Here is a 25,963-nt window from a genome sequence, read left to right as displayed (position 1 = left end):
CAGCCATGCAGCGCTGGCGAGTTTCCTCCGTCGCACTGTGACCGCCAGCGACATTGGGAACTCACCCGACTCCTTACGTGGGCACACCGCCCGTTTCGGCTCCAATCGACTCGTGCCCCGCCACATCCTCGAAGGCCGGAACGGTGGGCGCGTTCAAGTACACCGTGCTGCCGGCGGCCCTGAACTGGTCGGACATATGTTGCATCCCGGCGACGGCGGCCTGGTCGGCGGCGTCACCGAACCTGGTCCGGATGTCTTGGGAGATACGCATCGAGCAGAACTTCGGCCCACACATCGAGCAGAAGTGCGCTGTCTTGGCCGGTTCGGCCGGAAGCGTCTCGTCATGGAACTGCTCGGCCGTATCCGGATCCAGCGACAGAGCGAACTGATCCCGCCACCGAAACTCGAAACGCGCCTTCGACAACGCGTCGTCGCGCTCGACGGCACCGGGATGGCCCTTGGCGATGTCGGCGGCATGAGCGGCGATCTTGTACGTGATGACCCCGGTCTTCACGTCGTCCCGATTCGGCAGTCCCAGATGCTCCTTCGGGGTGACATAACACAGCATCGCGGTGCCATGGCGGGCGATCTCGGTGGCCCCGATCGCGGAGGTGATGTGGTCGTAGCCCGGAGCAATGTCGGTCACCAGCGGCCCCAGGGTGTAGAAAGGCGCTCCATGACATAGCTTCTGCTGACGCTCCACATTTTCCCGCACCCGATGGATCGGGATGTGGCCAGGGCCTTCGACCATCACCTGAACGTCGTGAGCCCAGGCACGGGTGGTCAGTTCGGCAAGGGTGTCCAGTTCGGCGTACTGCGCGGCGTCGTTGGCGTCGGCGATCGACCCCGGTCGCAGCCCGTCCCCGAGGGAAAATGCCACGTCGTAGCGGGCGAAGATCTCACACAGTTCGTCGAAGTGGGTGTAGAGAAAATTCTCCTCGTGATGGGCGAGGCACCAACCGGCCATGATCGACCCACCTCGGGAGACGATGCCGGTGAGCCGCTCGGCCGTGAGCGGTACGTAGCGCAGCAGCACTCCGGCGTGGATGGTCATGTAGTCCACACCCTGCTCACACTGCTCGATCACGGTGTCGCGGAAGATCTCCCACGTCAGCGCATCGGCCTGGCCGGCGACCTTCTCCAGAGCCTGGTAGATCGGCACCGTGCCGATCGGCACCGGGGAGTTGCGAATGATCCATTCTCGGGTGGTGTGGATATCTTCGCCGGTGGACAGGTCCATCACAGTGTCCGCGCCCCAACGGGTGGCCCAGCGCATCTTGTCGACTTCGTCGACGATGGAGCTGGTCACCGCTGAGTTGCCGATGTTGGCATTGATCTTCACCAGGAAGGACTTGCCGATGATCATCGGCTCGGACTCGGGGTGGTTGACGTTGGCGGGGATGATCGCCCGACCCGCCGCCACCTCCGAGCGCACCAGTTCCACGTCGCAGTTCTCCCGCAGCGCCACGAACCGCATTTCCTGGGTGATGATCCCCGCCCGGGCATAGTGCATCTGCGTGACCGTCCGGCCTGTCTTCGCTCGCACCGGGACAGGTCGGGGCCCCTTCCACTCCTGGGACGCCTCTCCACGCCGCACAGCCGAGCGGCCATCGTCGAGCAGATCCCGTTCTCGCCCCGGGTAGTGCTCGACGTCGCCGCGAGCAGCAATCCAGTCGGCGCGCGTCGGCGGGAGCCCGACCAGCGGATCGCTATCGGGACCTGCAGTGCGGTAGACCTGCAGCGGCGGGTTCGGCACCCCGCCGGGAGAGTCGTTCAAGCGGATCTCTGTGACAGGTACACGCAGGTCGTGTTCCTCGTCGTGGACATAGCTCAGGGCATGCGAATTGGATGCACTCATCGGAATCGTTCCTACTTCCTTCGCCGGCATTACCCGGGCAGGTTCGACGGTCGCAGGCTGCCTCAGCCCGATCTCAGCCCCTGCAATAGGGCTCCCGTGGGGACGTCACAGACCCTAACACCCGACTCGTCTCGCTGCAGATGTAGCTGGTCCGGTCGTCGGAGCGGTGCGAAGTCGGCCCGTCCTGTACGAGCTACGAGGAGGTACTCTTCTGAATGTCATCGACTGTTGACTCGAGGAGATCGGGACCTTGTCCGCACAGCTGGCCTTCGATGGGGACTGCTGCACGATTCGGTGACAGTTTCGGTCACGCAGCCTGTGCGACTGGTGTGGTCATGATGGTTTCGAACTCGACCGGCGTCGATCGGGGGAGAGGCAGGTCCGGGACACCAGCAGGTCGACGGTCACGCCGAGAGGCCGTAATGCTTCGGCGATCTCTTCGAAGTGTTGCGCCGAGCGAGAATATCGGTCGGGGCCATGAGGACCGCCTGAAAGCCGCCTTCGATTACCAGTAACGCAAACGCAGTGGCTGCCAGGACGGGGGCCTTTCCGGCGCCGACGTCTCCCTGCAGCAGCCGATTCATCGGCCGGAGGCGGTCATGTCGGTGTGGATATCGGCTATCACCCGCAGCTGTGCACCTGTGGGTGTACGGCAGGCCGGCCAACCATGCATCGAGCAGTCGCCCGGTGGGCTTGTGGGCGATGCCGACTTCTGCGGCTTGTGCGTTTCGAAGCACTCCGAGGGCAAGCTGCGACCGCAGGAGTTCTTCATAGGCCTGTCGGTCCCGTCCCTTTTCTGCGTGCTGTTTGGATGCGGGGACATGGACAGCGCGTAGCGCGGTCAGCTGCGACGGCAGCTTCCGTTGAGCCAGCAAGGTCGAGGGATTCGGGTCATCCAGCTTCGGGAGTCGGCGGCGTGCATCGACCGCGGCACGGCGCAGCATCCACGTGTCCACCTCATGTTTCTGCGATTAGGGTAGATCGCGAGCAGTGGTGCGGTGGATTCGCTCATCGGTTCCAACAGTGGTGAGGTCATCTGCAATGCGCCGTTGAAGAACATGGGGAGACTCGGGTGTTTTCGTCCGCGAGTTGGAATCGCACGTAACATTTTCCCCAGTTCCCCGTATGCTCACGAGTCGTGCGTATCGATCAGGTGTGGCGTTATCCGGTGAAATCGTTCGGAGGAGAACGGATCGACGCCGCAGCGATCGAAGCGGACGGTGTGCGCGGCGACCACCTGTGGGCGCTGGTCGACGCCGAAACCGGAAACATAGCGAGTGCGAAGCGTTTCCGGCGCTACGGACTGCTGTTGACCTGCTCCGCACGACTTCTGAACGACGACGACCCCCGCGATCCGGCGGCACTCGAACTCACGCTCGCCGACGGCACGGTGGTGCGCGGCGACGATCCCGAGGTCGACGACCTGCTGTCGAAGCTGCTCGGTCACGACGTGCGGCTCGAACCGCGCGACCGCACCTACGACGAGGCGCCGGTGCATCTCGTCTCCCGCTCCGCGGTCGAAGCGCTCGGCACCGGCGACCCCACCGATGTCGCGTTGCGGCGGTTCCGGCCGCAATTGGTCGTCGACACTCCGGACACGACCGGTTTCGTGGAGGACGAATGGATCGGCCGACGGGTGTCGGTGGGCTCGGCAGTCCTCGAACCGCACAAGCGCACCGCGCGGTGCGTCATGGTGACGCTCCCCCATCAGGGGGTTCCCGCGCGGCGCGACATGCTGCGTGAGGTGATGACCGCGCATCAGGTGCCCAATGTGCCGGAGGGCAAGCCGATGCCGTGCATCGGTGTCTACGCGACCGTCCCGACTCCCGGCGACATCACCGTCGGCGACGAAGTCCGGATCGGGTAGACCGGGTCACTTCCCGGCGAGGTAGTCCTCGACGAGAAGCTTCTTCTGCACCTTGCCCATGGCGTTGCGCGGAAGAGCGTCGGCGGTACGGATCTCGCGGGGGCGCTTGTGGATCGACAGGGTCTGCGCGACGAAGTCCGAGAGTTCGCCCGGATCACGGAGATCCCCGACGACGTAGGCGACGATCCGCTGTCCGAGATCGTCGTCCGGCACACCCACCACCGCGGCCTCCTGCACGCCGGGATGGTTCAGCAGCGCGTGCTCCACTTCGCCGGCGCCGATCCGGTAGCCACCGGACTTGATCATGTCGACCGATTCGCGGCCGACGATGCGGTGGAAACCCTGGTCGTCGATCACGGCGATGTCGCCGGTCTTGAACCAGCCGTCTTCGGTCATCGACTCGGCGGTCTTCTCGGGGTTGTTCAGGTAGCCGTCGAACAGGGTCGCGCCGGACACCTCCAACTGGCCGAGGGTGTCGCCGTCGTGCGGCACGAGGTTGCCGGCCTGGTCGCGCAGGCGGGTGGAGACCCCGTCGATCGGCAGACCCACCCAGCCGGGCCGACGCTCACCGTCGTGGCGGGTGCTGATCGTGATGATCGTTTCGCTCATTCCGTACCGCTCGATCGGCGCGGAGCCGGTGAGGGCGAGCATGCGCTCGAAGACCGGCACGGGCAGGGGTGCGCTGCCCGAGACCAGGAGTCGTGCGGACGACAGTGCGCGAGCGGACGATTCGTCGGCGACGACCCGCGACCACACGGTGGGAACACCGAAGTAGAGCGAACCACCCGCCGCTGCATAGGCTTCGGGCTTCGGTCGCACCGTGTGCACGAGCGACGAGCCCTGCCGGAGCGCACCGACGACGCCGAGGATGAGTCCGTGGACGTGGAACAGCGGAAGTCCGTGGACGAGAGTGTCGTCGGACGTCCAGTTCCACGCCTCGGCGAGGCCGTCGAGGCCGGCCGCCACCGCGGACCGCGAGAGCACGACTCCCTTGGGGGCACCGGTGGTTCCGGAGGTGTACATGATCATTGCGGCGCTGCCCGGGTCCGCCTCGGCGTGCGAGGACGACGAGCGCGCGTTCGCGTCGACCGGGATCGCGGGCAGGGTGACGTCCTCGGGGGCAGTGCCGAGCCACACCTGCGCACCCGAGTCCTTCAGGATGTGCGCGCGTTCGGCCGGACCGGAATCCGGCGGCACCGGCACGGCGGCCACACCGGCCATGAGGCATCCGGTCGTGGCGATCACCGTCTCGATGCTCGCGGTGGCGTCGATGGCGACCCGCGAGGAACCGGTGACCTCGTCGGCCACCGCGGCGGCGGCTGCGATCAGTTCGGAACGGGTGAGCGATCCGTCTCCGACTCGGACGGCACTGCGGTCGTCGCCGCCTGCTCCGGACTCGGTGAGCGAGGTCAGCAACGGCACGGGCGTGGTGGTCATCGGTGGGTCCCTTCTCGACGTCCTGCCGGACGGTGTCGCGCAGCGTCTGGTCCATACTGTGGACCGATGTGCTACGATGCAGTCCGGCTCAACCTATATTCCGTGACGCCTGCCGTCAACGACGCGTGAAGGGTTCCGATGAACAGCGTTCTCACCGCACTCCGCGTGTTCGAGGAGGTCGCGACCACGCAACCGGTCGGGCTGTCGGAGTTGAGCAAGCGCCTCGACGTCCCCAAGAGCACCGTCCAGCGATGCCTCAGGACCCTCGCCGAGGCCGGCTGGCTGCGCCCCTCGACGGCGAACGCCGGGCAGTGGGTCATTACCGGCCGCGCGTTCAGCCTGGGCAGTGCGATGTCGTCCGGCGACGACCTACGCGAGGTCGCACTCCCGGAACTGAACCGCCTGCAGGCCGAGACGGGTGAGACCGTCCATCTCGCCGTGCCGGACGGGAACGAGCTGGTCCTGATCGAGCGACTCGACAGTCCCCATCAGCTGCGCGCCTTCCTCGCCCTCGGCACGCGCCTTCCCCTCCACGCCGCGTCGACCGGCAAGGCCTATCTCGCGTCGCTGCCCGACGAACGGATCGAAGACTTCCTCGCGACCGAACTCCCATCACTGACCGAGCGCACCGTCACCGAACCGGCGGCGCTGCGCGAGGAGATCGCCGAGATCCGCGCCCGCGGGTATGCCGTGACCGAACAAGGGCTGCACGACGGCATCGCCGCCGTCGCCGTCGCGCTGCGTGGGCGCGGTGGCACCGTGCGCGGTTGCTTCAGCATCTCCGGTCCGGCTTCGCGGCTGACACCCGACCTCTTCGCCGACTACGGCGCGAAGGCGCTGGCAGCGCGGGACGCGATCGAGCGTCGCCTACCCTGATCCGCTCCGAGCAGGACTGGCGGGCGCCCCCACCTCTGGACATATCGTTTATCGATAGGTATAACGATTATCGATGGTATCGACAATCGATAGCCCCGCCGTCCGGCGAGTTCGGAGACGACCATGAACTCCACCCACGACACCGACCGCCCCCAGGGCCCGGGCGCCGAACCCGACACGCTCTCCCCCACCGAGACGTCGAAGAAGGACCGCACCGATCTGCGGGCGTCCCTCACCGTCTTCGCGCTGACCTCACTGATCGTGCTCTTCACCTATGTCCGCGACCTCGCGAGCTCCCTCGGCGACGGCATCGTGACCGCGCGGGTCCGGTTCGACGACGCGGCAGCGGCGCCGGTGCTGTCCACCCCGAACGGCACCGACCTCCAGACCACCTCGACGACGGTGATCGACGTTCCGACCGACACCCTCTCACCCGTCAGCGTCGGCCTCCTCCGCGCCGGGGAGGCGGTACAGACGTTCGGTTACCTGACAGCCCTGGCCCTGCTGAGCTGGATCGTCGTGCGATTCGTCCGGGGCCGATTGTTCGACCGGGGTGTCATCCGGCTCGTGTGGGTCACGTCGATGGTGGCGATCGCGACCATCATCGTCCCGATGATTCCCCGCACGCTGGGCACCAACATGTTGATCCGTGACGTGGACATGAACGAGGTCCTCTCGAACGCGCCTCTCGGACCGGAGTTCTGGTACGCCTACGTCTTCTGCATGGTGATCTCGGCCGTGGGCGTGGTACTGCGGATCGGCAGCCGCATGGCGCGCGACAACGAAGGACTCGTCTGATGCCTCCGGAAACCGAGCATGCCGTCCGGTGTCATCTCGACGAGCTGCTGGCCGACCGGGGCATGACGCTCACCGAGTTGGCCGACAAGGTCGGCGTCAGCGTGGTGAACCTGTCGGTACTCAAGAACGGACGCGCCCGCGCGATCCGCTTCTCGACCCTCACCGCCCTGTGCCGCGTACTGGATTGCTCTGTGGGCAACATTCTTTCGGTCGACTGACCGACCCCGGAAAACAGCGATGCCCGGAACCTCGTGGGTTCCGGGCATCGCCGATCGGCCCGGCCGGTGGCGCTCCGGCTGACGCACGGACCTGTTTCCTCTATTCCCCGATCGCGGGAAGAATGCGGGTGCGGACCTCACCGAAGCCGATGCGGGTCCCGTTCGGGCCGGGCGCGGTGGCAGAGATGGCGATCTCGTCGCCGTCCTCGACGAAGGTGCGCGTCTCGTCGCCGACCTGCACGGGTTCTGCTCCGCCCCAGGTCAGTTCGATGAAGGCGCCGCGCTGGTCCTTCTCCGGGCCCGAGATGGTGCCGGAGCCGAACAGATCACCGGTGCGGGTCGCGGCACCGTTGACCGAGGTGTGGGCGAGCATCTGCGCGGGCGACCAGTACATCTGCGCGTACGGCGGGCGCGACACGACGTGCCCGTTCCACTCGACCTCGAGATCGATGTCCAAGCCCCACTTCTCGGTGCCCTTCAGGTACGGCAGCGGTTCCGGGTCCTGCACCGGGGTGTCGATGCGGGCGGCCTCGAGCGCGGCGATCGGGACGACCCACGGTGAGATCGACGTCGCGAAGGACTTGCCGAGGTTCGGGCCCAGCGGCACGTACTCCCACGCCTGGATGTCGCGGGCCGACCAGTCGTTGAGGATGACCGCACCGAAGCAGTGGTCGGCGAACTCGTCGGGAGTGATCTGCGAACCCATCGGGGAGCCGACACCGACGATGAAGCCCATCTCGGCCTCGATGTCGAGCCGGATCGACGGACCGAAGACCGGTGCAGGGTCGTTGGGGCCCTTACGCTGTCCGCTCGGCCGCACGATGTCGACCCCCGAGGTCACGACGGTGCTCGACCGACCGTGGTAACCGACGGGAAGGTGCTTCCAGTTCGGCATCAGCGGGTCGGGGTTCTGCGGGCGGAACAGTCGGCCGAGGTTCGACGCGTGGTTCTCCGAGGCGTAGAAGTCGACGTAGTCGGCCACCTCGATCGGCAGGTGCATCGTCACGTCGGCAACGGCGAAGACCGCCTCGTCGGCGACATCGCCGGTCACGAGTTCCCTGATCGCAGCGCGAACCTCGTCCCACCGTGCACGACCCTGGGCCATGAACGCATTGAGCGAGGGCTCGGCGAAGACGACGTCGTCCTCGAAGACACGGCTCAGGTCGAGAACCGCATCTCCGACGCGGACACCGACACGGGGTTCGCTGTCGGCCGTGGAGAAGATGCCGTACGGCAGGTTGTCGATGCCGAAGAGCGAACCCTCCGGAATGGCGATGGTGGTCATGCGTTCGTTCCTTCGGTGATCGGGGAAACGGTCGAGGGCGCCAGGCCGAGGTCGAGCAGATCCTCGAGCGGTTCGGCGATGCTGCAGGTGCCGTACGACAGGAAACGGCGCCGGACCTCTGCGGCCCGCTCGTCGGAGAGTGCGCCGAGACGTGCGGAGAGCACTGCCCCGTCACGTTCGGCCAGCACGGAAGCGACCTCGTCGATGTCGGCTCCGGACAGCACCGCGTCCACCGCGGCCAACAGGTTCACGAACCCGTGCTGTTCGAAGCCCGTCCTCGGGTCGGTGTTGCGCACCGCGTGGTGCAGACCGGCGGTCGCCTTGAACGGAACTCCCGTGGTGACGACCGTCGAGACCGCTGCGGCGAGCTCGGCTTCGTCCGGATAAGCCTCCGCCACGATCCCGCCGGTGCGGAACTTGGCGGCGTACGGCGTCCCGGTCAGTCGGGCGAGGATCGCGGCTCGGCGCTCGTCACGCGGAACCTCGACGAATACATCGATATCCGGTCGACTCACCCTGATCTCGTCGAGCGCCGCGAACAGCTCGTCGACGGATTGCTCTGCGGGGACCGCGATCTCGAGGGCCACCACGGACACCGAGTCCATTGCGTCGACCTGCTCGAGTGCGGGCCGGACGGCGGCGGTGCCGGTCGGTGCGGTCAGGCTCAGGGCCAGCTCACCGGGATACGGGTGCTGCGCCAGGTGATCTGCGAGTTCACCGAGGCGACCGGCCGGGAAGACGAACGCTCCGACGAGCGGTGCGTGCGCGGACGAGCGGTGCCCGGCGTGGGCGGGGACGGCGACGGGCAGCGGGGCGTTGCCCGGAGGGAACAGCGCAGCGTCGTCGCACAGTCCGGTCAGGAGAGGTCCGAAAGTCATTTGGCCGCTCCTGCATTGCGGTTCCAGCTGCCGGCGTAGGCGGCGTCCTCGCACGCGAGCGCACCCTCACCGAGTTCGAGCGGGCGGAAGGTGTCGACCATGACGGCAAGTTCGTCGAAGAACTCCACACCGATGCTGCGCTCGTAGGCACCCGGCTGCGGGCCGTGCGCGTGACCACCGGGGTGCACCGAGATCGAACCCTGGCCGATGCCCGATCCCTTGCGGGCCTCGTAGTCGCCGCCGCAGTAGAACATGACCTCGTCGGAGTCGACGTTCGAGTGGTAGTACGGCACCGGTACGGCCAGCGGGTGGTAGTCCACCTTGCGGGGCACGAAGTTGCAGATGACGAAGTTGTTGCCCTCGAACGCCTGGTGCGCCGGCGGCGGCTGGTGGACGCGACCGGTGATGGGCTCGAAGTCGTGGATCGAGAAGGTGTACGGGTACAGGCAGCCGTCCCAGCCGACCACGTCGAAGGGGTGGTGCGGCATCAGGTAGCGGGTGCCGACGATGCCCTGCGAGGTGCGGTGCTTGACCAGCACCTCGACGTTCTCCTCCTCGACCTGCATCAGCTCGGTCGGTCCGTGCAGGTCGCGTTCGCAGAACGGCGCGTGCTCGAGGAACTGCCCGAACTTCGACAGGTAGCGCTTGGGCGGCACGATGTGGCTGTTGGCCTCGATCGTGTAGGCGCGCAGCGGTGCGTCGCCCTTGGGTACCCAGCGGTGGGTGGTGGCCATCGGCAGCAGGACGTAGTCGCCGGCCTTCGCCTCGAGCGGACCGAAGACCGTCTCGACGGTGGCCTCACCGGACTCGACGTAGACCATCTCGTCGCCGACCACGTTGCGGTACAGCGGCGAGGGCTCGGTCGACACGACGTACGAGATGCGGACGTCGGCGTTGCCCAGGACCAGACGACGACCCGTCACGACATCCGTCTCGGCCCAGATCGTCTCGGGGAACAGATCGTGCAGCTTCAGGTGCCGCGGCTCGAGCGGATGGTTGGGCCTGGTGGTCTGATCGGGCAGCTTCCACTCGGTCGCGTCGACGATCGCCGACGGGATGTACCGGTGGTAGAGCAGCGCCGAGTCGGACGAGAAGCCCTCCTCGCCCATCAGCTCTTCGTAGTACAGGTTGCCGTTCTCGTCGCGGTGCTGGGTGTGACGCTTAGGCGGGATGACGCCGAGCTGTCGGTAGAACGCCATGATCTGACTCCTCGCGGATCTCGGGCGTGCGAGGGAAGGTCGCTCGCCTGGAATTAGTAAATACGTTAACTAATCCGAGGGTGTGAGCGCAACCACGGAGAGGTCACGAGGCTGTGTCAGTTGCGTCCGCGCACGTCGAACTGGCTGCGGTTGGTGATCAGCTTGTTCAGGAGCATCACGAGGATCTGCTGCTCGGTGGGGGTGAGCACCTCCACCCAGGCCTCCTCGCGCTCGTTCTGAGCACGGAAGCTGTCGCGGATCTCCTTCTCCCCTGCTTCGGTGAGCGACAACTGCACCGAACGCGCGTCGTGACTGACCGGAGTCTTCTCCAGGATTCCCGCCTCGACCAGCGGTTTCGCGAGGTTGGACACGGCGGCGCGGCTCATCCCGGTGAGCCGCGCGGCGACGTTCGGTTCGATCGGGCCCGCGAGCCAGATGACGAACATGAGCCGATAGGCCGACCACGACCGGCCACGCGGACGGTGGACCGCGGCCTCGAGGTCGTAGGTGACGATATCCGAGGCCCGATTGAGGGTGAGCAGGACTTCGGTTGCGCTGCGGTGATGTTCGCCGCCGAACTTGCTGTTCAGACGCTCCTGTGCGAGTTCGACGAAGGACCAGTAGTCGAGGTCGCGGGGTCTGGACATGCGGTCACAGTACCGCAGATCCGGGATAATTCATCTATTTACTATCCGGTCGAGCGACCGGCATTCGGCAGGACTGCGGAAAACCGCACTCCGAACGCCGCGAAGTCGGCGGAAAACCGCAGCGACCTGCACGTTCATCGCTCATAGTGTTCCGGACATGAACCTCGCACACACCCTCACGCAGTCCCCCACGGACGAACTCCACGGCCTCGCGGGTCTGTCGCTACAGCTGATGGAGATGCTCGGAGCACCCGGTGCCGGTGTCGCGGTCGCCGCGGAGAACCTCTTCCCACCGATCCCGAGCGAGGTGATCCTTCCCCTCGCCGGCTTCGCGGCCTCCCGCGGGGAGATCTCCCTCGTCTCGGCCGTCGCGTGGACCACCCTCGGCTCCCTCGTCGGCGCACTGCTGCTCTACCTCGCCGGACGCGCCTTCGGCCGTCAGCGGATGTATGCCGTTGTCGAGCGACTCCCCCTGGTGAACACCTCCGATCTGCGGCGCGGCGAAGAGTGGTTCGCCCGGCACGGCGAGAAGTCGGTGCTCCTCGGCCGGATGGTGCCGCTCGTGCGGAGCGTGATCTCGGTTCCCGCCGGGGTGGAGGCCATGCCCGTCGGTCGGTTCGTCGTCCTGACCGCCCTCGGTAGCGCCCTGTGGAACTCGATCTTCGTACTCGCCGGATACCTCCTCGGTGAGAACTGGGGAGTCGTCGAACCGTATGCCGATGTGCTGCAGAAACTCGTGATCGTCGCGGTGGTCGCAGCAGTGGCGGTGTTCGTCGTCCGCCGTGTCCGATCGATTCGCGCCCGTTAGGGTCGGTCCGTGATCGATCACCTTCGGCGCTCACTCGGGACCTCGGTCCGCGCCGTCGTCGGGCTTCTGCTCGGGATCGTCACCGCGGTGACGGGTGTGGCGGCATCGGCTCGCCGTACCACCGACGGACCGGGTCGCGCGGCCGAACGCGACCGTATTCGTCTCGTGCGATGGTTCGACGCCGAGGCGGTCCGGGATCTTCCGGATCGCGAGCCGACCGGATATTTCCTCGTCCGCCTGGCCTACGGTCCGCTCGTCGGCCTCGTCGTCCTGCTCGTCCTGATCTCCGCGACCGGCTACGGGGGCTGGGCGATCGTCCTGCTGGCAGGCGGTCGCATCTCCGTCGCCGACGGTCTCGTCTCGCTCCTCGTCGCCGCCGTGATGATCTATCTCTCCGTCCGGATGGCGATGATCGTGGGCCAGTGGGACGTCCGCACAGCCCTGCGGTTGCTCGGCGACGATGCCACGCAGCATCGCCTCCGCGACCTGCAGCGCACCCGCGCCGACGTCGTCACCGCCATCGACGACGAACGCCGGCGGATCGAACGCGCCCTGCACGACGACGTGCAGCAGCGGGCCGTCGCGCTCGCACTCGACGTCGGTCGCGCGCGTCGCACCGCCGAACGCGGCGGCGGGAACCTCGTCGCCGACCTCGACAACGCCGTCGCCCAGGCGCAGGCGTTGCTCACCGAACTGCGCGACGTGGCGTGGCGGATATACCCGGCCGCGCTCGACGAGCACGGACTCGCCGCGGCGCTGGAAGGGTTGTCCGCGCACACCTTCCTCCCCGTCGACCTGGATCTGTCGATCGACCCGGAACCACCACACGATGTCGCGGCAGCCGCGTACTACGTTGCCGCGGAAGGGGTCACGAACTCGACGAAGCACTCCGGCGCCGACAACGTGTCGGTGACCGTCGCGGCGGACGGTCACGTCGTCACGGTCACGGTCGTCGACGACGGATGTGGCGGGGCCGAGATGACGGGCTCCGGGCTGACAGGTCTCGCGCGCCGTGTCGCCGCGCTGGACGGGCAGTTCTCCGTACACAGCCCTCGCGGAGGGCCGACCGTCGTGGAAGCGAGGATCCCGTGCGCATCGTGATTGCCGAGGATTCGACCCTTCTCCGCGAGGGTTTGTCGCGGTTGTTCGCGGACGAAGGCCACGAGGTGATCGCCGGCGTGGGAAATGCCGTCGAGTTGCATCATGTCGTCGAGCGCGACGTGCCCGATCTCGTGCTGCTCGACGTGCGTATGCCACCGACCTACTCGACGGAGGGCATCGACGCGGCGCGGCGCATCAAGGAGGAGCACCCGCAGGTCGCTGTGCTCGTGCTGTCGCAATACGTCGAGCACCGGAACGCCACCGGTCTGCTCACGAACGGGTGGGGTGGCGTCGGCTATCTGCTCAAGGATCGTGTGTCGGACGTGGGGGCATTCCTCACCGATCTGGAACGAGTGGCTGCGGGCGGGACGGCGTTCGATCCCGAGGTGGTGCGGCAACTGTTCGCGAACACCCGCCGCGCCGACCCCATCGCCGCCCTCACCGAACGCGAACGCGAGGTGCTCGAGGCCCTCGCCCAGGGTCTGACGAACACCGGCATCGCCGGTCGTCTGACGATGTCGGTCAGTGCCGTCGAGAAGCACGTCAATTCGATCTTCGTGAAGCTCGACCTGCCGCGCGAAGCCGACCGTAGTCGGCGGGTACGGGCGGTGCTCCTCTATCTCGAGAGCACGGGCACCCCGAGCTCTCGGGACGACCGCTGACGCCCCGTGCGGATCAGAAGAGCGGATACACGAAGTGCCCGACGCCTCCGCCGGGTGCGCTCGACCCCGTCACGTTGGGCAGGTTCGCGGGCAGACGCTGAAGCTTATGTGGACGGCCTTCGAGGTCGGCCTGCCAGCAATCGGTCGTCACGCCGTGGAAGCCCTGACACACGATGCGGGTGTTCGTGCCGAAGGGCGAGGTCAGCCGCGGCTCGTTCACCAGCGGATTCCAGTAGGCAAGCTCGTCCGGCGTGAGCCAGTTGGCGGGGTCCACGTCGTACACGTAGATCGGGCTGTTGGGTTGCTGGACCGGCCACTCGTCCTGCGCCGCCGCGATGCCGGCGCCGCCGAGGACGATCCCTCCGGTCACTGCGGCGACCGCTCCCGCTCGCAGTACCTGCCGAAATCCGTTCGCCATCGTTCCCTCCACCCATTCTGTCGGATCCGTCCGTCGACCATATCGAAACACGGACTGCGGGGTCCGATACGACAAACCGAGATTGTCGATCTCCGACGCTTTCCGGCAATTCGGGCGGGGAGGACGCCTTCGAGTGACAGATCACGCAACCCGACCTCGCGTGCATTCGAGCACTCGAGCCCTCCAAGAGCACACATCTGTGTGCACAATTGATAGGTGAGTTCAACCCAGTCGACCACCGATCCGCACCACGGCACCCTTCGCAGCCCGCGCTTCTGGCTCGCGCCCTTCGCTGTCGTCGCAGCGATGATGAGTGCCCTGGCCTACTTCTATCTCGGCGCACTCCTCGATCCGAGCGAGAACCTGAGACAGTTCCCGATGGCCATCGTCAATCAGGACGTCGGCGATGTGCTGCCCGGATCGGACGAGCGACAGAACTTCGGCGACCAGATCACCGAGGGCATCCTCGACGGCATCGATCCCGAGGAGATCGACCTCCGACGGATGGGAATCTCGGCCGCCAACCAGGGCCTCGACGACGGCAGCCTGTACGGCGCGATCGTCATCCCGAGCGACTTCACCAAACGCATCTCGATCCTCGCGCAGGCCTCGGTCGTTCCCGGTGACATCGAGAAGCCGATCATCACCCTCTACACGAATCCCCGGACGGGCGCGTTCGCGACGGGCATCGTCACGACGATCGGCGACCGCGCGCTGACCCAGGTGAACGACACGGTCGGGCAGCAGCTGACCGAGACCGTCACCGCGACGCTCGCAGAGTCGGCACCCGACCTGCAATTGTCCGGAGCTTCCAGCCTCGTCCTGACCCAGCCGATCGATGCACTCACCGTCGAGCACAAGCCGCTGCCCGACGGGACGGGCGCCGGCCTGTCCGCCTTCTTCTACACCCTGCTGCTGATCCTGGCCGGCTTCACCGGCGCCACGATCATCAACGCGGTCGTCGACAGCGCCCTCGGTTTCGTGCCCACCGAATACGGCCCCCTCTACATCGCGCGGGAGACCACCCGGATGTCGCGCCTGCAGGTGCTGGCACTCAAGTGGGGCATCACGGTGGTCATGTCGTTGATCGTCTCGGCGTTGTATGTGTGGATCGCCACCGCACTCGGTATGCCGGCGCCGCGCGCGCTGCTGCTGTGGGAGTACGGGGCGCTCGCGATCTCGGCCGTGGGCATCACGTCCCTCGCGGTGATGTCGATCTTCGGCGCGGCGGGCCTGCTGGTGAACCTGATCGTGTTCATCGTGCTCGGCCTGCCGTCGTCCGGTGGCACCATTCCGATCGAGGCCACCCCGCGGATGTTCGAATGGTTGTCGACCTTCGAGCCGATGCACCAGATCTATCTCGCGGTGCGGTCCATCCTCTACTTCGACGGACGACCCGACGCCGGGCTCGGCCACGGCGTGACGATGACGATCGTCGGCGTCGTGTTCGGTCTCGTCGTCGGCGCCCTGGTGACGTGGATCTACGACCGCGTCGGTTTCCACCGGGCCGCGGACGCACCCGTGCGTCTGCCCTGGCGGCCGTCGCGACAGCAGGTTCGGGATTCTGCGGTCGCGACCGACACGGTTCGTTCGAACGACAGCGTGGACGCCGGTGAGGACGATCGTGACGATACGGGCGAATCCTCCGGCAGCTCCGAGCATGCGGGCGAAAGCGACGGGCCCACGAACGAAATGGGGGACCCCGCCGCGCGTCGGGGGTAGCGGCGGAGTCCCTCCACTACCACGGTAGTGGCGGTTCTCGCGGGGATCGCTCTCGATACGGGTGAATTCGAGGGTGAATCGGGGGGTCACCGCGCGTCGGGGTCTGTCGCCGTGATGGAGCACACTGTATGGGTGCGCACGGTCGTCGTTCCTCATCCTGCGGACGGCCGGGGCCGTCGCGGTGCAAGCATCGTCGAGGTCGACGCATTCGGTGCGCCGCTCGGTTCGGTGCGGGAGTACCCCGGATTCGCGGATGCAGTCGCTGCGATCGAAGCCGAATCGCGACCGCGCTGGGTGTGGACCTCGACGGCATCGGTCTATCCCGAGCTGCTCCGCGCCGATGTTCGGGTGCAGCGATGCCACGATCTCGCCACCACCGGCACCATCCTTGCCGTACGCGAGGGCCTGCCCCCGCCCACTGCGGAGGAGCCGGTCGACGAGCGGCCCGGCCTCTTCGATGCGGCTCCCGCGATCGACGTCGAGGCGGTGGTCGAGCAGTTCGCCGAACAACGTCGCCGCATCTCCGGCGACGCCCGCCTCGAGTTGCTCACCGCCGCCGAATCGGCCGGCGCTCTCGCAGCGGCCGAGATGGGTTTCGACGGGTTGCCGTTCTCGGCGCAAGCGCATCGTCGCCTCCTCGAGGACACCCTCGGGCCGCGCCCGACCGGCTACGACCTGCCGAGCCGTATCGCCGAAGTGGTCGAGGAGGTCAGCGCGGTCTTCGGCCGCCCCGTGAATCCCGCCTCCCACAGCGAGGTGCTCGAGGCGTTCCGTCGCGAGGGCATCACCGTCGAGTCGACCCGCAAGCATGTGCTGCAGCGGATCGACCATCCCGCGGTGCCTCTGTTGCTGCGGCACCGCGAGCTGTCGAAGTTGTACAGCACGAACGGCTGGCACTGGCTCGACACCTGGGTCCGCGACGACCGGTTCCGTCCGGTCTATGTTCCCGGCGCGGTCGTATCGGGCCGGTGGGCGAGTCGCGGCGGTGGCGCTCTGCAGATCCCCAAGGCGCTGCGGTCGAGCGTGATCGCCGACCCGGGGCGGTCGTTCGTCGTCGCCGACGCGGGCCAGCTCGAACCGCGCATCCTGGCGGCGATGTCGGGCGATCGGCGCATGGTCGCGGCGGCCGGTTCGGACGATCTGTACGCCCCGGTCGCCGCGGCGTCCTTCGGCGGCGACCGCGCGAAGGCGAAGGTCGCGGTGCTCGGTGTTCTGTACGGCGCCACGTCGGGCGACGCGCGTGCCCTGCTGACGGTGCTGCGTCGCAGCTTCCCGACCGCCGTCGACTTCGTCGAACGTGCCGCCCGTGCGGGTGAACGTGGCGAGGTGGTGCATTCGTGGCTGGGCCGTGCGTGCCCACCCGCTCCGGAAGGCTTCCACTCCCACGGTGATGCGCATGCGCGGGGCCGGTTCACGCGGAACTTCGTCGTGCAGGCCACCGCGGCCGAGTGGGCGCTGTGCGTGCTTGCGGAACTGCGACGGCGGCTGACCACGGATCCCGACCCGACGGCCGGCGATCTCGTGTTCTTCCAGCACGACGAGGTGGTGGTGCACACCGGCAACCCGGAACTCGCGTCGTCGCACATCACGGCGTCGGTCGAGGTGGCGACGCGCCTGATGTTCGGCGACACGCAGGTTCGTTTCCCGATGGACACCGCCGTGCGCAGCGTCTACGCCGAGGATGCGGGCGGCGAGTAGGTGGCGTGTGTCCACAGATGCATGACGGCGTAGGCCCGCCACGGCCGCCATTGTTCGGCGCGCTCGGCGGCTTCGCGCGCACTCTCCACCTGCAGGGCTCGTCGGAGAACGAGGTCGCCGGACGGATACGCGTCGCGGTCGCCGAGTCGTAGAGCGAGATAGTCGACGGTCCACGGTCCGATCCCGGGAAGCGCGAGAAGGTCTGCCGCGAACGACAGATGCTCCGGCGCCACCCCGTCGGCTGCGGCCCGGGCCAGTTCGGCGACGGTGCGGGCGCGCGACTGCGTCGTGCCGATGACGGCACGCAGCTCGCTCTGCTCGACCGTCGCGAGTCGGTGCGGCGTAGGGAAGCATCGCAACCCGCCGGGTGCACCGTCGCCGAAGGCTGCGACGAGTCGTCCTGCGAATGTGCATGCCGCAGCGACACTCACCTGCTGCCCGAGCACTGTCGACACGGCGGTGGCGAACCAGTCGGTGGTGCCGAGCACGCGCAGACCGGGGTGGGTCTGCACGAGAGGCCCGAGCACGGGATCGGGCTCGAATGCCGCATCCACGACGGACGGGTCGACGCCGAGATCGAGCCACTTCCGGACCCTCTCTTCGATCTCCTCGACATCCGCGCGACCTGCGGTCTCGACATGAACCTCGAGATGTCGCACATCCCCGTGTCTCCCGTCGTCGGGTGTCGCAGGGTCGGCGAAGCGGACGGCGACGTGCGCGGCGCCGCCGTTCGTGCGGATCGCGCGGTGATGGGTGCCGGTAGCGCTGTTGTGGTGTTCACAGCCGGGGACGGTGTGGCTTCGCAGCGACGCGAGCATCGGCCCCACCGCAACGGGTTCGGCCACCGGGATCCGGAGGGTGGTGATCATGCCACCGACTCGAGTTGCAGCAGCGCCCTCTTCGCCTCGACTCCCCCGACGTACTGCCCCATGCTGCCGTCGCTGCGCACCACCCGATGGCACGGCACCACCACGGGCAGCGGGTTCTTCGCGCACGCCGTACCGACCGCCCGCACCGCGCGCGGGCTCCCGGCCGCGGCGGCGATCTCGGCATAGCTCGCCGTGCGCCCGTATTCGATCTCGGGCAGACGCGTGATCACTTCACGACGGAATCCGTCGGCGAGACGCAGATCGAGCGGAACGTCGAAATGTGTCCTCGTACCGGCGAAGTACTCGTCGAGTTGCCGGACCACCGGGTCGAGTCGCCGCGGCGCGTCGAGCACGCGCGGGCTGATCCGGCGGGAGAGTTCGTCGAGCACGGCGTCGGATCCGTCGGCGACGTAGGCGACCCGCACGAGTCCGACGGGGGTGGTGGCCAGCAGGAGCGGACCGACGGGGGTGTCGACGACGCGGAACGCGACATCGAGCAACCCGGCCGCCTCGGCATCGAGTACGAGCTTCTCCCGCAACCACGCGAGATCGGCCGATCCGACCGAGGGTTGTGGAAAGTTCATGAGCGACATCCTGTTCCGTGTTCGATCCGACGACGCAACGCAACCCGACCGTCGGCCGCCGCGCGACGTGCCGCGGCCGGGCTGTTGCCGAGGATCGTGCCGATCTCCGCATAGGGCAGGCCTCCGACATAGTGGTAGACCAGCGCCGCACGCTGCGTGAAGGGAAGTTCGGCGACCGCGCTCCACAGTTCGTCGTCGCCCTCACCGGGGTTTCCCGTGGCCGACGCGGGTTCGGGGAGGTTCTCGGTGGGCACCGGCGTCCGCCCGCGCACCCGGTGGATGTCGACGGCCTTGCGGTGCGCGATGGTCACGAGCCACGCTTCGATGTTGCTGCCCGGTGGCAGGTCGGGATAGGCGCGCAACGCCGCGAGGAAGGTCTCGGACCAGGCGTCGTCGGCGTCGACCGGTCCGAGCAGTGCGCGGCAGACCCGGAGGACCGTCGCGCCGTGGCGGGTGACCACCTCCTCGAAAGGAGGCAGGCTCGCCCGCGGTAGGTGATCAGGCAGGGACATGGGTATCGCCGGCGACATCGGGCTCGGCGGAACTCAGCACCCGTGCCTCCTGGTCGAGCAGGAAGCGTTTGCGCTCGAGACCACCGGCGTAACCGGTGAGCTTGCCGCTGCTACCGATGACGCGATGGCACGGCACGATGATGCAGAGCGGGTTGCGGGCATTGGCCGCAGCGACCGCCCGTACCGCAGTGGGCCGGCCGAGGGCGAGTGCAATCTCCGAGTAGGTGCGCGTGGTGCCGTACTCGATCGTCATCAGCGCCTCCCACACCTCGCGTTGGAACGGGGTGCCGACGGGAGCGATGGGGACGGTGAACCGGGTACGGCGACCCGCGAAGTACTCATCGAACTGGGTGATCGCCTCGTCGAACCCCCCGGTGACCTGCTCGCCGAAACCGGCGCGGTCGGGCGCGGGGTGATGCTCGGCCATGTACACGCCGCTCAGGACGCCGTCGGTGTTCACCAACGTCAACTCGCCGATCGGTGTGTCGATCACGGTGTGGGTGCGCAATGCGGTCACGGCCTCGATCCTTCCATCCGGTGTGTGCTCTGTACCGGGTAGACGAACGGGACGCCGAAAATGTGAGGTCCGCGATCACGACGATCGGACGTACTGCACTATGACGACATGATCTCGCTGCCTGTGCCCGCGCTCGGAGTCTCGGTCGCCGGTTCCATCGTCGACGTCACCCGGACCGTGCTCGGACGCACCCGCGAGACCGCCGAGTTCGCACTGTCGCTCCCGACGCGGGTGGAAGGCCTGCTCAGCGAGGCCGAATCGCTCATCGACTCGGTCGAATCGCTGATCCGCCGCATCGACAGCGTGGTCACCGACGCCACCGACATCGTCGAGGGAGCGTCGGTGGCCGTCGCGCAGGCCACGCAGGTGATCGCCTCGACCATCGGTGTGGTGGAGGAAGCCGCCGATGCGGTCACGCGCGCCACGGAGATCATCGACTCGACGGGCGGGGTCGTGCGCGATGCGACGGTGGTCGCGGCCGACGCGCGGATCGTCGTCGAGTCCGCCGGCCGCAGCTCCGACGCCGCCGGGGAACTGCTCGAGACCTACAAACCCCTCGCCGAACGTGCCGCTCCCCTCGCCACCCAGTTCGTCGAGGAGTTCTCACCAAAAGAACTGCGCGCCGCGATCAAGCTCATCGACCGGCTCCCCGAGATCACCGAGCGGGTCGACGCGGTCCTGCCCATCATGGCGACCCTCGACACGGTCTCCCCCGAGATCCACGAACTGCTCCTCGTCGCGAAGGACGTCCGCCAGGCCATCGTCGGTGTGCCCGGCTTCAACTTCCTGCGCCGACGCGGGGAGGAGAAGGAGATCCACGGTGATGATTGACCGCACCGCGGTCGGGACGATTGACCGCACCGCGGTCGGTGATGATTGACCGCCCCCGGACGGCTCTACTGATGGGCCGTGGAGAGGAACTGGTGCGTCGCCACGTCGACGATCTCGTCGGGCGAGATGGCGATCTCGTCGTTCAACCACGCGGTGACCAGTTCGGCCAGACCCCCGACGAACAGCAGTCCGTTGATCTCGCCCCGTTCGGGCGGCCACGCCCGGTCGCCGTACATGCGGGTCGCTTCGTCGGCGACCATCTGGGCGAAACTCCGTAGCGACGCTCGTCTGTGGGTGCGCAGGGGTTCGAAGCCGGCGGACTCGATGAGTGAGACCCGGCCCTTGCGCGGGTCGTCGGTGAGGATCGCGACGAACGACGCGATGGCGTTCCGCACGAGGTCTTCGAGTGTGCCCGTGCCGGTGCGGAGCGCGGCGAGTACGGCCTCGCGCACCTCGTCGGCGATCTTGTCGAGGACCTGCTGCAGCAGATCGTCCCTGCTGGTGAAATTCTCGTAGAAATACCGCTCCGTCAGCTTGGCGTGGGCGCACATGGCGGTCATGGTGGCGCCGCTCTTCCCCGAGGCCGCGAACAGTTCCAGTCCTGCTTCGAGCAGGGCTTCGCGCCGCAGCGCGACACGCTGTTCGCCGCTCAGACCGGCATAGCGGCGGGGCGCGGGGGAAGTCATGGGACCGATCTTGACAGACCGGACCGATGTGACGCAGACTACACCCCAATCTGACAGGGTCTCCTGTCAGATATCCGCAGAACTGGAGGTTCGTCGTGACCCGGATCCTGGCGGCTCCCCCCGCCCACTCCCATCTGCGCCCGGTCCCGGGACGATCGGGAATACCCGGTATCGGGCACGTCCTCGAATACATCCGCGATCCACTCGCGATGATGCAGAAGCACTGGGACCGATACGGCGAGGTCTCCTGTTTCTCTGCGGCCGGTCGACGCTGGATCTCGGTTCTCGGACCCGACGCCTGCCAGGAGGTGCTGCAGAACAAGGACCGGGCCTTCGCCAACGGCGACGGCTGGTCGGCACTGATCGGGCCGTTCTTCCACGGTGGCCTCATGCTCCTCGACTCGGAGGAACATCTCCGACACCGCCGCATCATGCAGCAGGCGTTCACCCGATCACGCCTCGAGAAGACCGTCGGTGCCATGAATCCGTCGATCGCCCAGAAGCTCGACAGGTGGGTTCCCAGCGACGGATTCCGCGCCTACACGGCACTGAAGACACTCACGCTCGATCTTGCCACCGACATCTTCATGGGCGGCGCCGAGGACTCCACGCCGGCCGAGATCGAAGTGGTGAAGAAGGCATTCATCGACTGTGTGCAGGCTGCGACCTCGATCGTGCGGTATCCCGTCCCCGGCACCAGATGGAAACGCGGACTCGACGGACGCCGAGTGCTCGAGGACTTCTTCCGGCACTATCTACCGGCACGACGCTCGCGCGAGACGGACGACCTCTTCTCCGTGTTGTGCCACATCGAATCCGAAGCGGGACAACGGTTCAGCGACGACGAGATCGTCGATCACATGATCTTCCTGCTGATGGCCGCGCACGACACGTCGACCATCACGATCTCCACGATGATGCAGCATCTCGGGCAACACCCGCAGTGGCAGGACCGGTGCCGGGCCGAGTCGCTCGCGCTGGGCACCGCCGCACCGAGTCACGCCGATCTCGACGCGCTCGGCAGCCTCGATCTGGTGATGAAGGAATGCCTCCGGCTGGTCTCCCCGGTCCCGGTCCTGGCGCGACGGGCCGTGCGCGACACCGAGGTCCGGGGATACTTCGTGCCGGCCGGTACGTATGCCTCCGTGGCACCGCACTTCACGCACCACATGGCGGAATACTGGCCGGAGCCCGAACGTTTCGATCCCGAACGCTTCGCGGAGCATCGACGCGAGGACAAGGTGCACCGCTATGCGTGGGAGCCGTTCGGTGGGGGCGTGCACAAATGCCTCGGCATGCACTTCGCCGGGGTCGAGGTCAAAGCGATCGTCCACCAACTGCTGCTGCGCTTCGAGTGGCACGTCGACCCCGGCTACGTCGCCCCGCTCGACTTCACGTCGTTGCCGTTCCCGTCGGACGGACAGCCGGTCGACCTGCGACTGCGGTCGACCGACCTTGATCGTCAGGCCGTATAGACAGTCAGGCCGTGTAGAGACCTGCGCCCGCGCGGCTGAGCACGAGCTTGGGCACCACCGCCCGCGATGACAGCTCGAGCAGCGCGTCGACGATCTCGACGACGTCGTTCACCTCGATCATGGACTCGGCCGGGATCTTGTCCTTGATCCAGTCGGACATGTCGGTGTCGACGTAGGCAGGGGCGAGCGCCGATGCCGAGATGCCGTTGCCGGACTCCTCGGCGTTGAGCGTCTCCACCAGCGAGATCAACGCGGCCTTCGTTGCACCGTAGGCGGCGAGACCGGCCTCGGCGTAGACACCTGTGATCGACGAGAGCGCAACGATCTTCGATCCGCGGGCTGGATCGTTCTCCGCCTCGGTGCGCAGCAACGGCAGCGACGCCTGGATGAGCGCGAACGGGGCGTTGAGGTTCACGGCGACCGTCTTGTCGAACCGCCGGGCCGGGAACTCGGCGATCGGACCTGCCGTGCCGACACCGGCATTGAGGATCAGAGCCTTCATGGAACCGAACGCTTCGCGGTGCGTCTCCACGACGCGTGCGGTGGCTTCCGGATCAGCGAGATCGGCTGCGACGGCGCGTACCTCCTTGGCACCCGCCTCCAGCAGACGCTCGGCGACGCTCTCGAGGCGTTCCGCTCCGCGGGCGCTGATCGTCAGTGAATAGCCGCGTTCGGCGAGACGGGTTGCGATACCGAGGCCGATTCCCCTCGATGCTCCGGTCACGAGCGCGCTGGTCACGCGTGGGCTCCCTTCAGTGCTGCGAGTCCTGCTGCCACCAGGTCCGGCACGGCTTCACCGGCACAGTCGAAACCGTCGCCGACGGTCGCCCCGGCACGCCACCGATGGTTGATGCCCTCGGCGATCACGGCGAGCTTGAGGTAGGCCAGACCCATGTAGAAGTTCCAGTCGGCGATGTCGCGACCCGACGCCGTGGCGTAGCGCTGCACCAGATCGTCCGCTGCCGGCAGGCGGTCGCTCGACCATGCCGCCGGGAATCCCAGGATGTCGTCAAGGGCCGGATGCCGGTACGCGCACATCATGGCGAGATCGGTGAGCGGGTCGCCGAGGGTGGACAGTTCCCAGTCCACCACGGCGACGACGCATGTCGGATCGGTCGGGTCCAGAATGGTGTTGTCGATGCGGTAGTCGCCGTGCACGATCGACGGAGCGGGTGATTCCGGAATCGACTCGGCGAGCGCGGCGTGCAGCCGTTCGAGGTCCGGAAGTTCGCGGGTCTTCACGCGCCCCCACTGGCTCGCCCACAGCTTCACCTGCCGGGTCACGTAGCCGTCCGGCCGGCCCAGTCCCCCGAGACCGACGGCCTCGAAGTCGACGTTGTGCAACTCGGCGATGATGCGCACGAGTTCACCGACGCAGCGGTCGATCTCGTCGTCACCGAGCGCATCGAGGTCGGCCTTGCTGCGCACCACACGTCCGTCGACGAACTCGACGACGGTGAACGGCGCACCCATCACCGAGTCATCCTCGCACTGGACGACGGTGGGCGCGACCGGCACACCGGTGCCCTTCAGCGCCGACGTGATGCGGAACTCTCGGGCGACGTCGTGCGCCGACGGGGTCAGACCCGTGGTCGGAGGGCGACGCAGGACCCAGTGGGACTTCTCGTCGCGCAGCCCGTAGGTGAGGTTGGACTTGCCGCCCGAGATGAGCTCCGCCCGGAGTTCACCCTGAACGGTCACACCGCAATCGGCGAGGAAGCGCTCGAGGACGGCGAGGTCGAGTCCCTCGTGCACTGCGGTCATTTCGCGGCCTCGCGGGCTGCCTTGCGGACGGCGCCGACGGCACGCTTGGCGATGGCCCAGCGGTGAACCTCGGACGGGCCGTCGTACACGCGGAACGGCCGGACCTCGCGGGTGAGGCGTGCGATCGGAAGGTCCTCGGAGACACCGAGACCGCCGCACATCTGAGCGGAGCGGTCGACGATGCGGAAGATCGCCTCGGCGGCGAAGGTCTTGGCGATCGACGTGGCGTTCGAGGCGTGCGAACCCTGGTCGAGTTCCCAGCACGCCTGCACGAGCAGTGCGCGGGTCGCGGCGATGTCGATCTCGTTGTCGGCGATCATCTTCTGGATCATGCCGAGATCGCCGAGGCGGGAGCCGAAGCCTTCACGCTCCGCGACGTAGCGGACGGCGGTGTCGTGACCGCGGCGGGCGGCGCCGAGCCAGCGCATCACGTGCGTCATGCGGGCAGGGCCGAGGCGCACCTGCGCGTAGGCGAAGCCCTGATCGACCTCGCCGAGCACGGCGGAGTCGGGGACGAACAGGTCCTCGAAGTCGACCTCGCAGTGACCGCCGATCATGGAGCGGTCGAGGGTGTTGATGTGGCGGCCGACCTTCAGGCCCGCGGTGTCGGCGGGGGCGAGGAACATCGTGGCGCCGCCGCGCTGGCCGGGTTCACCCGAGGTACGGGCCATGATGATGAAGAATCCGGCACCGTCGGCACCGGTGATGAAGTGCTTGCGGCCGTTGATCTTCCAGCCACCCGAGACCTTCTCGGCGCGCGTGTTCAGAGCGTTGGGATCGGCACCGGCACCGGGGGCGGGCTCGGTCATCGCGAAGGCCGAGCGCACGTCGCCGGCGGCGAGGGGCGCGAGGAACTGCTGCTTCTGCTCGTCGCTGGCGATGTGCGCGAGCATGTGCACGTTGCCCTCGTCGGGGGCGGCGATGTTGAGCGCGGTGGGGCCGAAGAGCGAGTAGCCCGCGGCCTCGAAGACCGGGGCGCGGTCGGACATGTCCAGGCCGTGGCCGCCGTATTCGACGGGCGCATGCGGAGCGAAGACGCCGACAGCCTTGGCGGCCTTCTGCAGATCCGCCCGGATCGCGTCGCCACCGGCCGCGGCGATGTCGCCACCGTGAGCGTCCTCGACGGGAAGCACCTCGTCGCGGATGAACTGCTCGGTCCGCGCGATGAGGTCCCGGACGTGATCCGAGTAGGACAGGTCGACCGCCATGCTGAGCTCCTTCCATACCGACCGATCGATCGCTCGGTCGAGTTC

Annotated in this window: 27 protein-coding genes and 1 riboswitch; of the genes, 11 read left to right on the top strand and 16 right to left on the bottom strand. The window is 67.4% G+C overall.

Annotation, left to right across the window (positions count from 1 at the left end):
* Positions 1–73: 73 nt before the first annotated feature.
* Positions 74–1,858 (bottom strand): phosphomethylpyrimidine synthase ThiC, encoded by a 1,785-nt coding sequence (thiC, locus tag NVV99_RS08670; protein WP_260782812.1) that lies wholly within the window; start codon positions 1,856–1,858, stop codon positions 74–76.
* A riboswitch (TPP riboswitch) is annotated at positions 1,856–1,966 on the bottom strand. Its footprint overlaps the gene before it by 3 nt.
* A gap of 296 nt (positions 1,967–2,262) precedes the next feature.
* Positions 2,263–2,802, bottom strand: a complete 540-nt coding sequence (locus tag NVV99_RS08665) for a hypothetical protein (RefSeq protein ID WP_260782811.1) — start codon at positions 2,800–2,802, stop codon at positions 2,263–2,265.
* A 194-nt stretch (positions 2,803–2,996) separates the two neighbouring features.
* Here NVV99_RS08665 and NVV99_RS08660 point away from each other — a divergent pair, with 194 nt between their 5' ends.
* Positions 2,997–3,725 carry an MOSC domain-containing protein gene (locus tag NVV99_RS08660; RefSeq protein ID WP_260782810.1) on the top strand — a complete coding sequence of 243 codons (729 nt, stop codon included), beginning with the start codon at positions 2,997–2,999 and terminating at the stop codon, positions 3,723–3,725.
* Positions 3,726–3,731: 6 nt separating this feature from the next.
* On the opposite strand, the gene NVV99_RS08655 is transcribed toward NVV99_RS08660, so the two are convergent.
* Entirely contained in the window at positions 3,732–5,162 is a 1,431-nt protein-coding gene (locus NVV99_RS08655) for an acyl-CoA synthetase (protein ID WP_260782809.1), read from the bottom strand.
* 138 nt (positions 5,163–5,300) lie between these two features.
* Between NVV99_RS08655 and NVV99_RS08650 the strand changes: the two genes are divergently transcribed.
* The 3 genes from NVV99_RS08650 to NVV99_RS08640 all read left to right on the top strand — a co-directional run bounded on the left by NVV99_RS08650 (position 5,301) and on the right by NVV99_RS08640 (position 7,054).
* On the top strand, positions 5,301–6,038 hold the full coding sequence (locus NVV99_RS08650; RefSeq protein ID WP_064852319.1) for an IclR family transcriptional regulator: 738 nt from the start codon (positions 5,301–5,303) through the stop codon (positions 6,036–6,038).
* A gap of 123 nt (positions 6,039–6,161) precedes the next feature.
* A complete protein-coding gene (locus NVV99_RS08645) occupies positions 6,162–6,836 on the top strand; it encodes a hypothetical protein (protein WP_071936068.1) in 675 nt (224 codons plus the stop codon).
* On the top strand, positions 6,836–7,054 hold the full coding sequence (locus NVV99_RS08640) for a helix-turn-helix transcriptional regulator (protein WP_260782808.1): 219 nt from the start codon (positions 6,836–6,838) through the stop codon (positions 7,052–7,054). Before NVV99_RS08645 ends, NVV99_RS08640 begins: the two co-directional genes overlap by 1 nt.
* Before the next feature lie 100 nt (positions 7,055–7,154).
* On the opposite strand, the gene fahA is transcribed toward NVV99_RS08640, so the two are convergent.
* The 4 genes from fahA to NVV99_RS08620 all read right to left on the bottom strand — a co-directional run bounded on the left by fahA (position 7,155) and on the right by NVV99_RS08620 (position 11,063).
* Entirely contained in the window at positions 7,155–8,339 is a 1,185-nt protein-coding gene (fahA, locus tag NVV99_RS08635; RefSeq protein ID WP_260782807.1) for a fumarylacetoacetase, read from the bottom strand.
* On the bottom strand, positions 8,336–9,217 hold the full coding sequence (locus NVV99_RS08630) for a hypothetical protein (protein ID WP_260782806.1): 882 nt from the start codon (positions 9,215–9,217) through the stop codon (positions 8,336–8,338). Before NVV99_RS08630 ends, fahA begins: the two co-directional genes overlap by 4 nt.
* Complete coding sequence (locus NVV99_RS08625) at positions 9,214–10,416, bottom strand: homogentisate 1,2-dioxygenase (RefSeq protein WP_024102288.1); 1,203 nt, start codon at positions 10,414–10,416, stop codon at positions 9,214–9,216. The genes NVV99_RS08630 and NVV99_RS08625 overlap by 4 nt, the downstream gene beginning before the upstream one ends.
* A 116-nt stretch (positions 10,417–10,532) precedes the next feature.
* Positions 10,533–11,063: a MarR family winged helix-turn-helix transcriptional regulator gene (locus tag NVV99_RS08620; RefSeq protein ID WP_006554665.1), complete on the bottom strand. Its 531-nt coding sequence runs from the start codon at positions 11,061–11,063 to the stop codon at positions 10,533–10,535.
* Positions 11,064–11,220: 157 nt separating this feature from the next.
* Between NVV99_RS08620 and NVV99_RS08615 the strand changes: the two genes are divergently transcribed.
* From NVV99_RS08615 to NVV99_RS08605, 3 genes are read left to right on the top strand one after another with little or no spacing between them, the layout of a single operon-like run.
* A complete protein-coding gene (locus NVV99_RS08615) occupies positions 11,221–11,871 on the top strand; it encodes a DedA family protein (RefSeq protein ID WP_006554664.1) in 651 nt (216 codons plus the stop codon).
* Between the two features lie 9 nt (positions 11,872–11,880).
* Positions 11,881–12,972, top strand: coding sequence for a sensor histidine kinase (locus tag NVV99_RS08610; RefSeq protein WP_071936064.1), 1,092 nt, complete (start codon positions 11,881–11,883; stop codon positions 12,970–12,972).
* Positions 12,960–13,634: a response regulator transcription factor gene (locus tag NVV99_RS08605; RefSeq protein ID WP_138844829.1), complete on the top strand. Its 675-nt coding sequence runs from the start codon at positions 12,960–12,962 to the stop codon at positions 13,632–13,634. The genes NVV99_RS08610 and NVV99_RS08605 overlap by 13 nt, the downstream gene beginning before the upstream one ends.
* 13 nt (positions 13,635–13,647) lie before the next feature.
* Here the strand turns inward: NVV99_RS08605 and NVV99_RS08600 are convergent, their stop codons facing one another.
* Positions 13,648–14,052 (bottom strand): hypothetical protein, encoded by a 405-nt coding sequence (locus NVV99_RS08600; protein ID WP_252173299.1) that lies wholly within the window; start codon positions 14,050–14,052, stop codon positions 13,648–13,650.
* A gap of 216 nt (positions 14,053–14,268) precedes the next feature.
* On the opposite strand from NVV99_RS08600, the gene NVV99_RS08595 reads away from it, so the two are divergent.
* Positions 14,269–15,774, top strand: coding sequence for a YhgE/Pip domain-containing protein (locus NVV99_RS08595; RefSeq protein WP_006554660.1), 1,506 nt, complete (start codon positions 14,269–14,271; stop codon positions 15,772–15,774).
* A 27-nt stretch (positions 15,775–15,801) separates the two neighbouring features.
* The gene (locus NVV99_RS08590) at positions 15,802–17,472 is read left to right on the top strand and encodes a bifunctional 3'-5' exonuclease/DNA polymerase (RefSeq protein ID WP_041803479.1); all 1,671 of its coding nucleotides are present in this window, start codon (positions 15,802–15,804) and stop codon (positions 17,470–17,472) included.
* On the opposite strand, the gene NVV99_RS08585 is transcribed toward NVV99_RS08590, so the two are convergent.
* From NVV99_RS08585 to NVV99_RS08570, 4 genes are read right to left on the bottom strand one after another with little or no spacing between them, the layout of a single operon-like run.
* Complete coding sequence (locus NVV99_RS08585; protein WP_006554658.1) at positions 17,445–18,341, bottom strand: DNA-3-methyladenine glycosylase; 897 nt, start codon at positions 18,339–18,341, stop codon at positions 17,445–17,447. The genes NVV99_RS08590 and NVV99_RS08585 overlap by 28 nt on opposite strands.
* Positions 18,338–18,934: a methylated-DNA--[protein]-cysteine S-methyltransferase gene (locus NVV99_RS08580; RefSeq protein WP_006554657.1), complete on the bottom strand. Its 597-nt coding sequence runs from the start codon at positions 18,932–18,934 to the stop codon at positions 18,338–18,340. The genes NVV99_RS08585 and NVV99_RS08580 overlap by 4 nt, the downstream gene beginning before the upstream one ends.
* Positions 18,922–19,437, bottom strand: a complete 516-nt coding sequence (locus NVV99_RS08575; protein WP_037215917.1) for an RNA polymerase sigma factor — start codon at positions 19,435–19,437, stop codon at positions 18,922–18,924. Before NVV99_RS08575 ends, NVV99_RS08580 begins: the two co-directional genes overlap by 13 nt.
* Entirely contained in the window at positions 19,424–19,954 is a 531-nt protein-coding gene (locus NVV99_RS08570; protein ID WP_006554655.1) for a methylated-DNA--[protein]-cysteine S-methyltransferase, read from the bottom strand. The genes NVV99_RS08575 and NVV99_RS08570 overlap by 14 nt, the downstream gene beginning before the upstream one ends.
* Positions 19,955–20,062: 108 nt before the next feature.
* On the opposite strand from NVV99_RS08570, the gene NVV99_RS08565 reads away from it, so the two are divergent.
* The gene (locus NVV99_RS08565; protein WP_024102294.1) at positions 20,063–20,785 is read left to right on the top strand and encodes a hypothetical protein; all 723 of its coding nucleotides are present in this window, start codon (positions 20,063–20,065) and stop codon (positions 20,783–20,785) included.
* 65 nt (positions 20,786–20,850) lie between these two features.
* On the opposite strand, the gene NVV99_RS08560 is transcribed toward NVV99_RS08565, so the two are convergent.
* Positions 20,851–21,471, bottom strand: coding sequence for a TetR/AcrR family transcriptional regulator (locus tag NVV99_RS08560; protein ID WP_006554893.1), 621 nt, complete (start codon positions 21,469–21,471; stop codon positions 20,851–20,853).
* Between the two features lie 95 nt (positions 21,472–21,566).
* On the opposite strand from NVV99_RS08560, the gene NVV99_RS08555 reads away from it, so the two are divergent.
* Entirely contained in the window at positions 21,567–22,946 is a 1,380-nt protein-coding gene (locus NVV99_RS08555) for a cytochrome P450 (RefSeq protein ID WP_260782805.1), read from the top strand.
* Between the two features lie 4 nt (positions 22,947–22,950).
* On the opposite strand, the gene NVV99_RS08550 is transcribed toward NVV99_RS08555, so the two are convergent.
* The 3 genes from NVV99_RS08550 to NVV99_RS08540 are packed head-to-tail and all read right to left on the bottom strand — an operon-like array spanning position 22,951 to position 25,918.
* A complete protein-coding gene (locus tag NVV99_RS08550) occupies positions 22,951–23,685 on the bottom strand; it encodes an SDR family oxidoreductase (RefSeq protein ID WP_019288270.1) in 735 nt (244 codons plus the stop codon).
* Entirely contained in the window at positions 23,682–24,710 is a 1,029-nt protein-coding gene (locus NVV99_RS08545; protein WP_024102296.1) for a phosphotransferase family protein, read from the bottom strand. Before NVV99_RS08545 ends, NVV99_RS08550 begins: the two co-directional genes overlap by 4 nt.
* A complete protein-coding gene (locus NVV99_RS08540; RefSeq protein ID WP_260782804.1) occupies positions 24,707–25,918 on the bottom strand; it encodes an acyl-CoA dehydrogenase family protein in 1,212 nt (403 codons plus the stop codon). Before NVV99_RS08540 ends, NVV99_RS08545 begins: the two co-directional genes overlap by 4 nt.
* Positions 25,919–25,963 lie beyond the last annotated feature (45 nt).

The organism is Rhodococcus sp. PAE-6 (assembly GCF_025290685.1).
Taxonomy (GTDB): domain Bacteria; phylum Actinomycetota; class Actinomycetes; order Mycobacteriales; family Mycobacteriaceae; genus Rhodococcus; species Rhodococcus pyridinivorans.
Note: the sequence above shows the minus strand (reverse complement) of the source record. Positions and strands in the feature narration are given on the sequence as shown.

Excerpts from the sequence above, each read along its gene's own strand:
- thiC (WP_260782812.1), bottom strand. The coding sequence starts at position 1,858 with ATGAGTGCATCCAATTCGCATGCCCTGAGCTATGTCCACGACGAGGAA.
- NVV99_RS08665 (WP_260782811.1), bottom strand. The coding sequence starts at position 2,802 with ATGCTGCGCCGTGCCGCGGTCGATGCACGCCGCCGACTCCCGAAGCTG.
- NVV99_RS08655 (WP_260782809.1), bottom strand. The coding sequence starts at position 5,162 with ATGACCACCACGCCCGTGCCGTTGCTGACCTCGCTCACCGAGTCCGGA.
- NVV99_RS08650 (WP_064852319.1), top strand. The coding sequence starts at position 5,301 with ATGAACAGCGTTCTCACCGCACTCCGCGTGTTCGAGGAGGTCGCGACC.
- NVV99_RS08645 (WP_071936068.1), top strand. The coding sequence starts at position 6,162 with ATGAACTCCACCCACGACACCGACCGCCCCCAGGGCCCGGGCGCCGAA.
- NVV99_RS08640 (WP_260782808.1), top strand. The coding sequence starts at position 6,836 with ATGCCTCCGGAAACCGAGCATGCCGTCCGGTGTCATCTCGACGAGCTG.
- fahA (WP_260782807.1), bottom strand. The coding sequence starts at position 8,339 with ATGACCACCATCGCCATTCCGGAGGGTTCGCTCTTCGGCATCGACAAC.
- NVV99_RS08630 (WP_260782806.1), bottom strand. The coding sequence starts at position 9,217 with ATGACTTTCGGACCTCTCCTGACCGGACTGTGCGACGACGCTGCGCTG.
- NVV99_RS08625 (WP_024102288.1), bottom strand. The coding sequence starts at position 10,416 with ATGGCGTTCTACCGACAGCTCGGCGTCATCCCGCCTAAGCGTCACACC.
- NVV99_RS08620 (WP_006554665.1), bottom strand. The coding sequence starts at position 11,063 with ATGTCCAGACCCCGCGACCTCGACTACTGGTCCTTCGTCGAACTCGCA.
- NVV99_RS08615 (WP_006554664.1), top strand. The coding sequence starts at position 11,221 with ATGAACCTCGCACACACCCTCACGCAGTCCCCCACGGACGAACTCCAC.
- NVV99_RS08600 (WP_252173299.1), bottom strand. The coding sequence starts at position 14,052 with ATGGCGAACGGATTTCGGCAGGTACTGCGAGCGGGAGCGGTCGCCGCA.
- NVV99_RS08585 (WP_006554658.1), bottom strand. The coding sequence starts at position 18,341 with ATGATCACCACCCTCCGGATCCCGGTGGCCGAACCCGTTGCGGTGGGG.
- NVV99_RS08580 (WP_006554657.1), bottom strand. The coding sequence starts at position 18,934 with ATGTCGCTCATGAACTTTCCACAACCCTCGGTCGGATCGGCCGATCTC.
- NVV99_RS08575 (WP_037215917.1), bottom strand. The coding sequence starts at position 19,437 with ATGTCCCTGCCTGATCACCTACCGCGGGCGAGCCTGCCTCCTTTCGAG.
- NVV99_RS08565 (WP_024102294.1), top strand. The coding sequence starts at position 20,063 with ATGATCTCGCTGCCTGTGCCCGCGCTCGGAGTCTCGGTCGCCGGTTCC.
- NVV99_RS08560 (WP_006554893.1), bottom strand. The coding sequence starts at position 21,471 with ATGACTTCCCCCGCGCCCCGCCGCTATGCCGGTCTGAGCGGCGAACAG.
- NVV99_RS08545 (WP_024102296.1), bottom strand. The coding sequence starts at position 24,710 with ATGACCGCAGTGCACGAGGGACTCGACCTCGCCGTCCTCGAGCGCTTC.
- NVV99_RS08540 (WP_260782804.1), bottom strand. The coding sequence starts at position 25,918 with ATGGCGGTCGACCTGTCCTACTCGGATCACGTCCGGGACCTCATCGCG.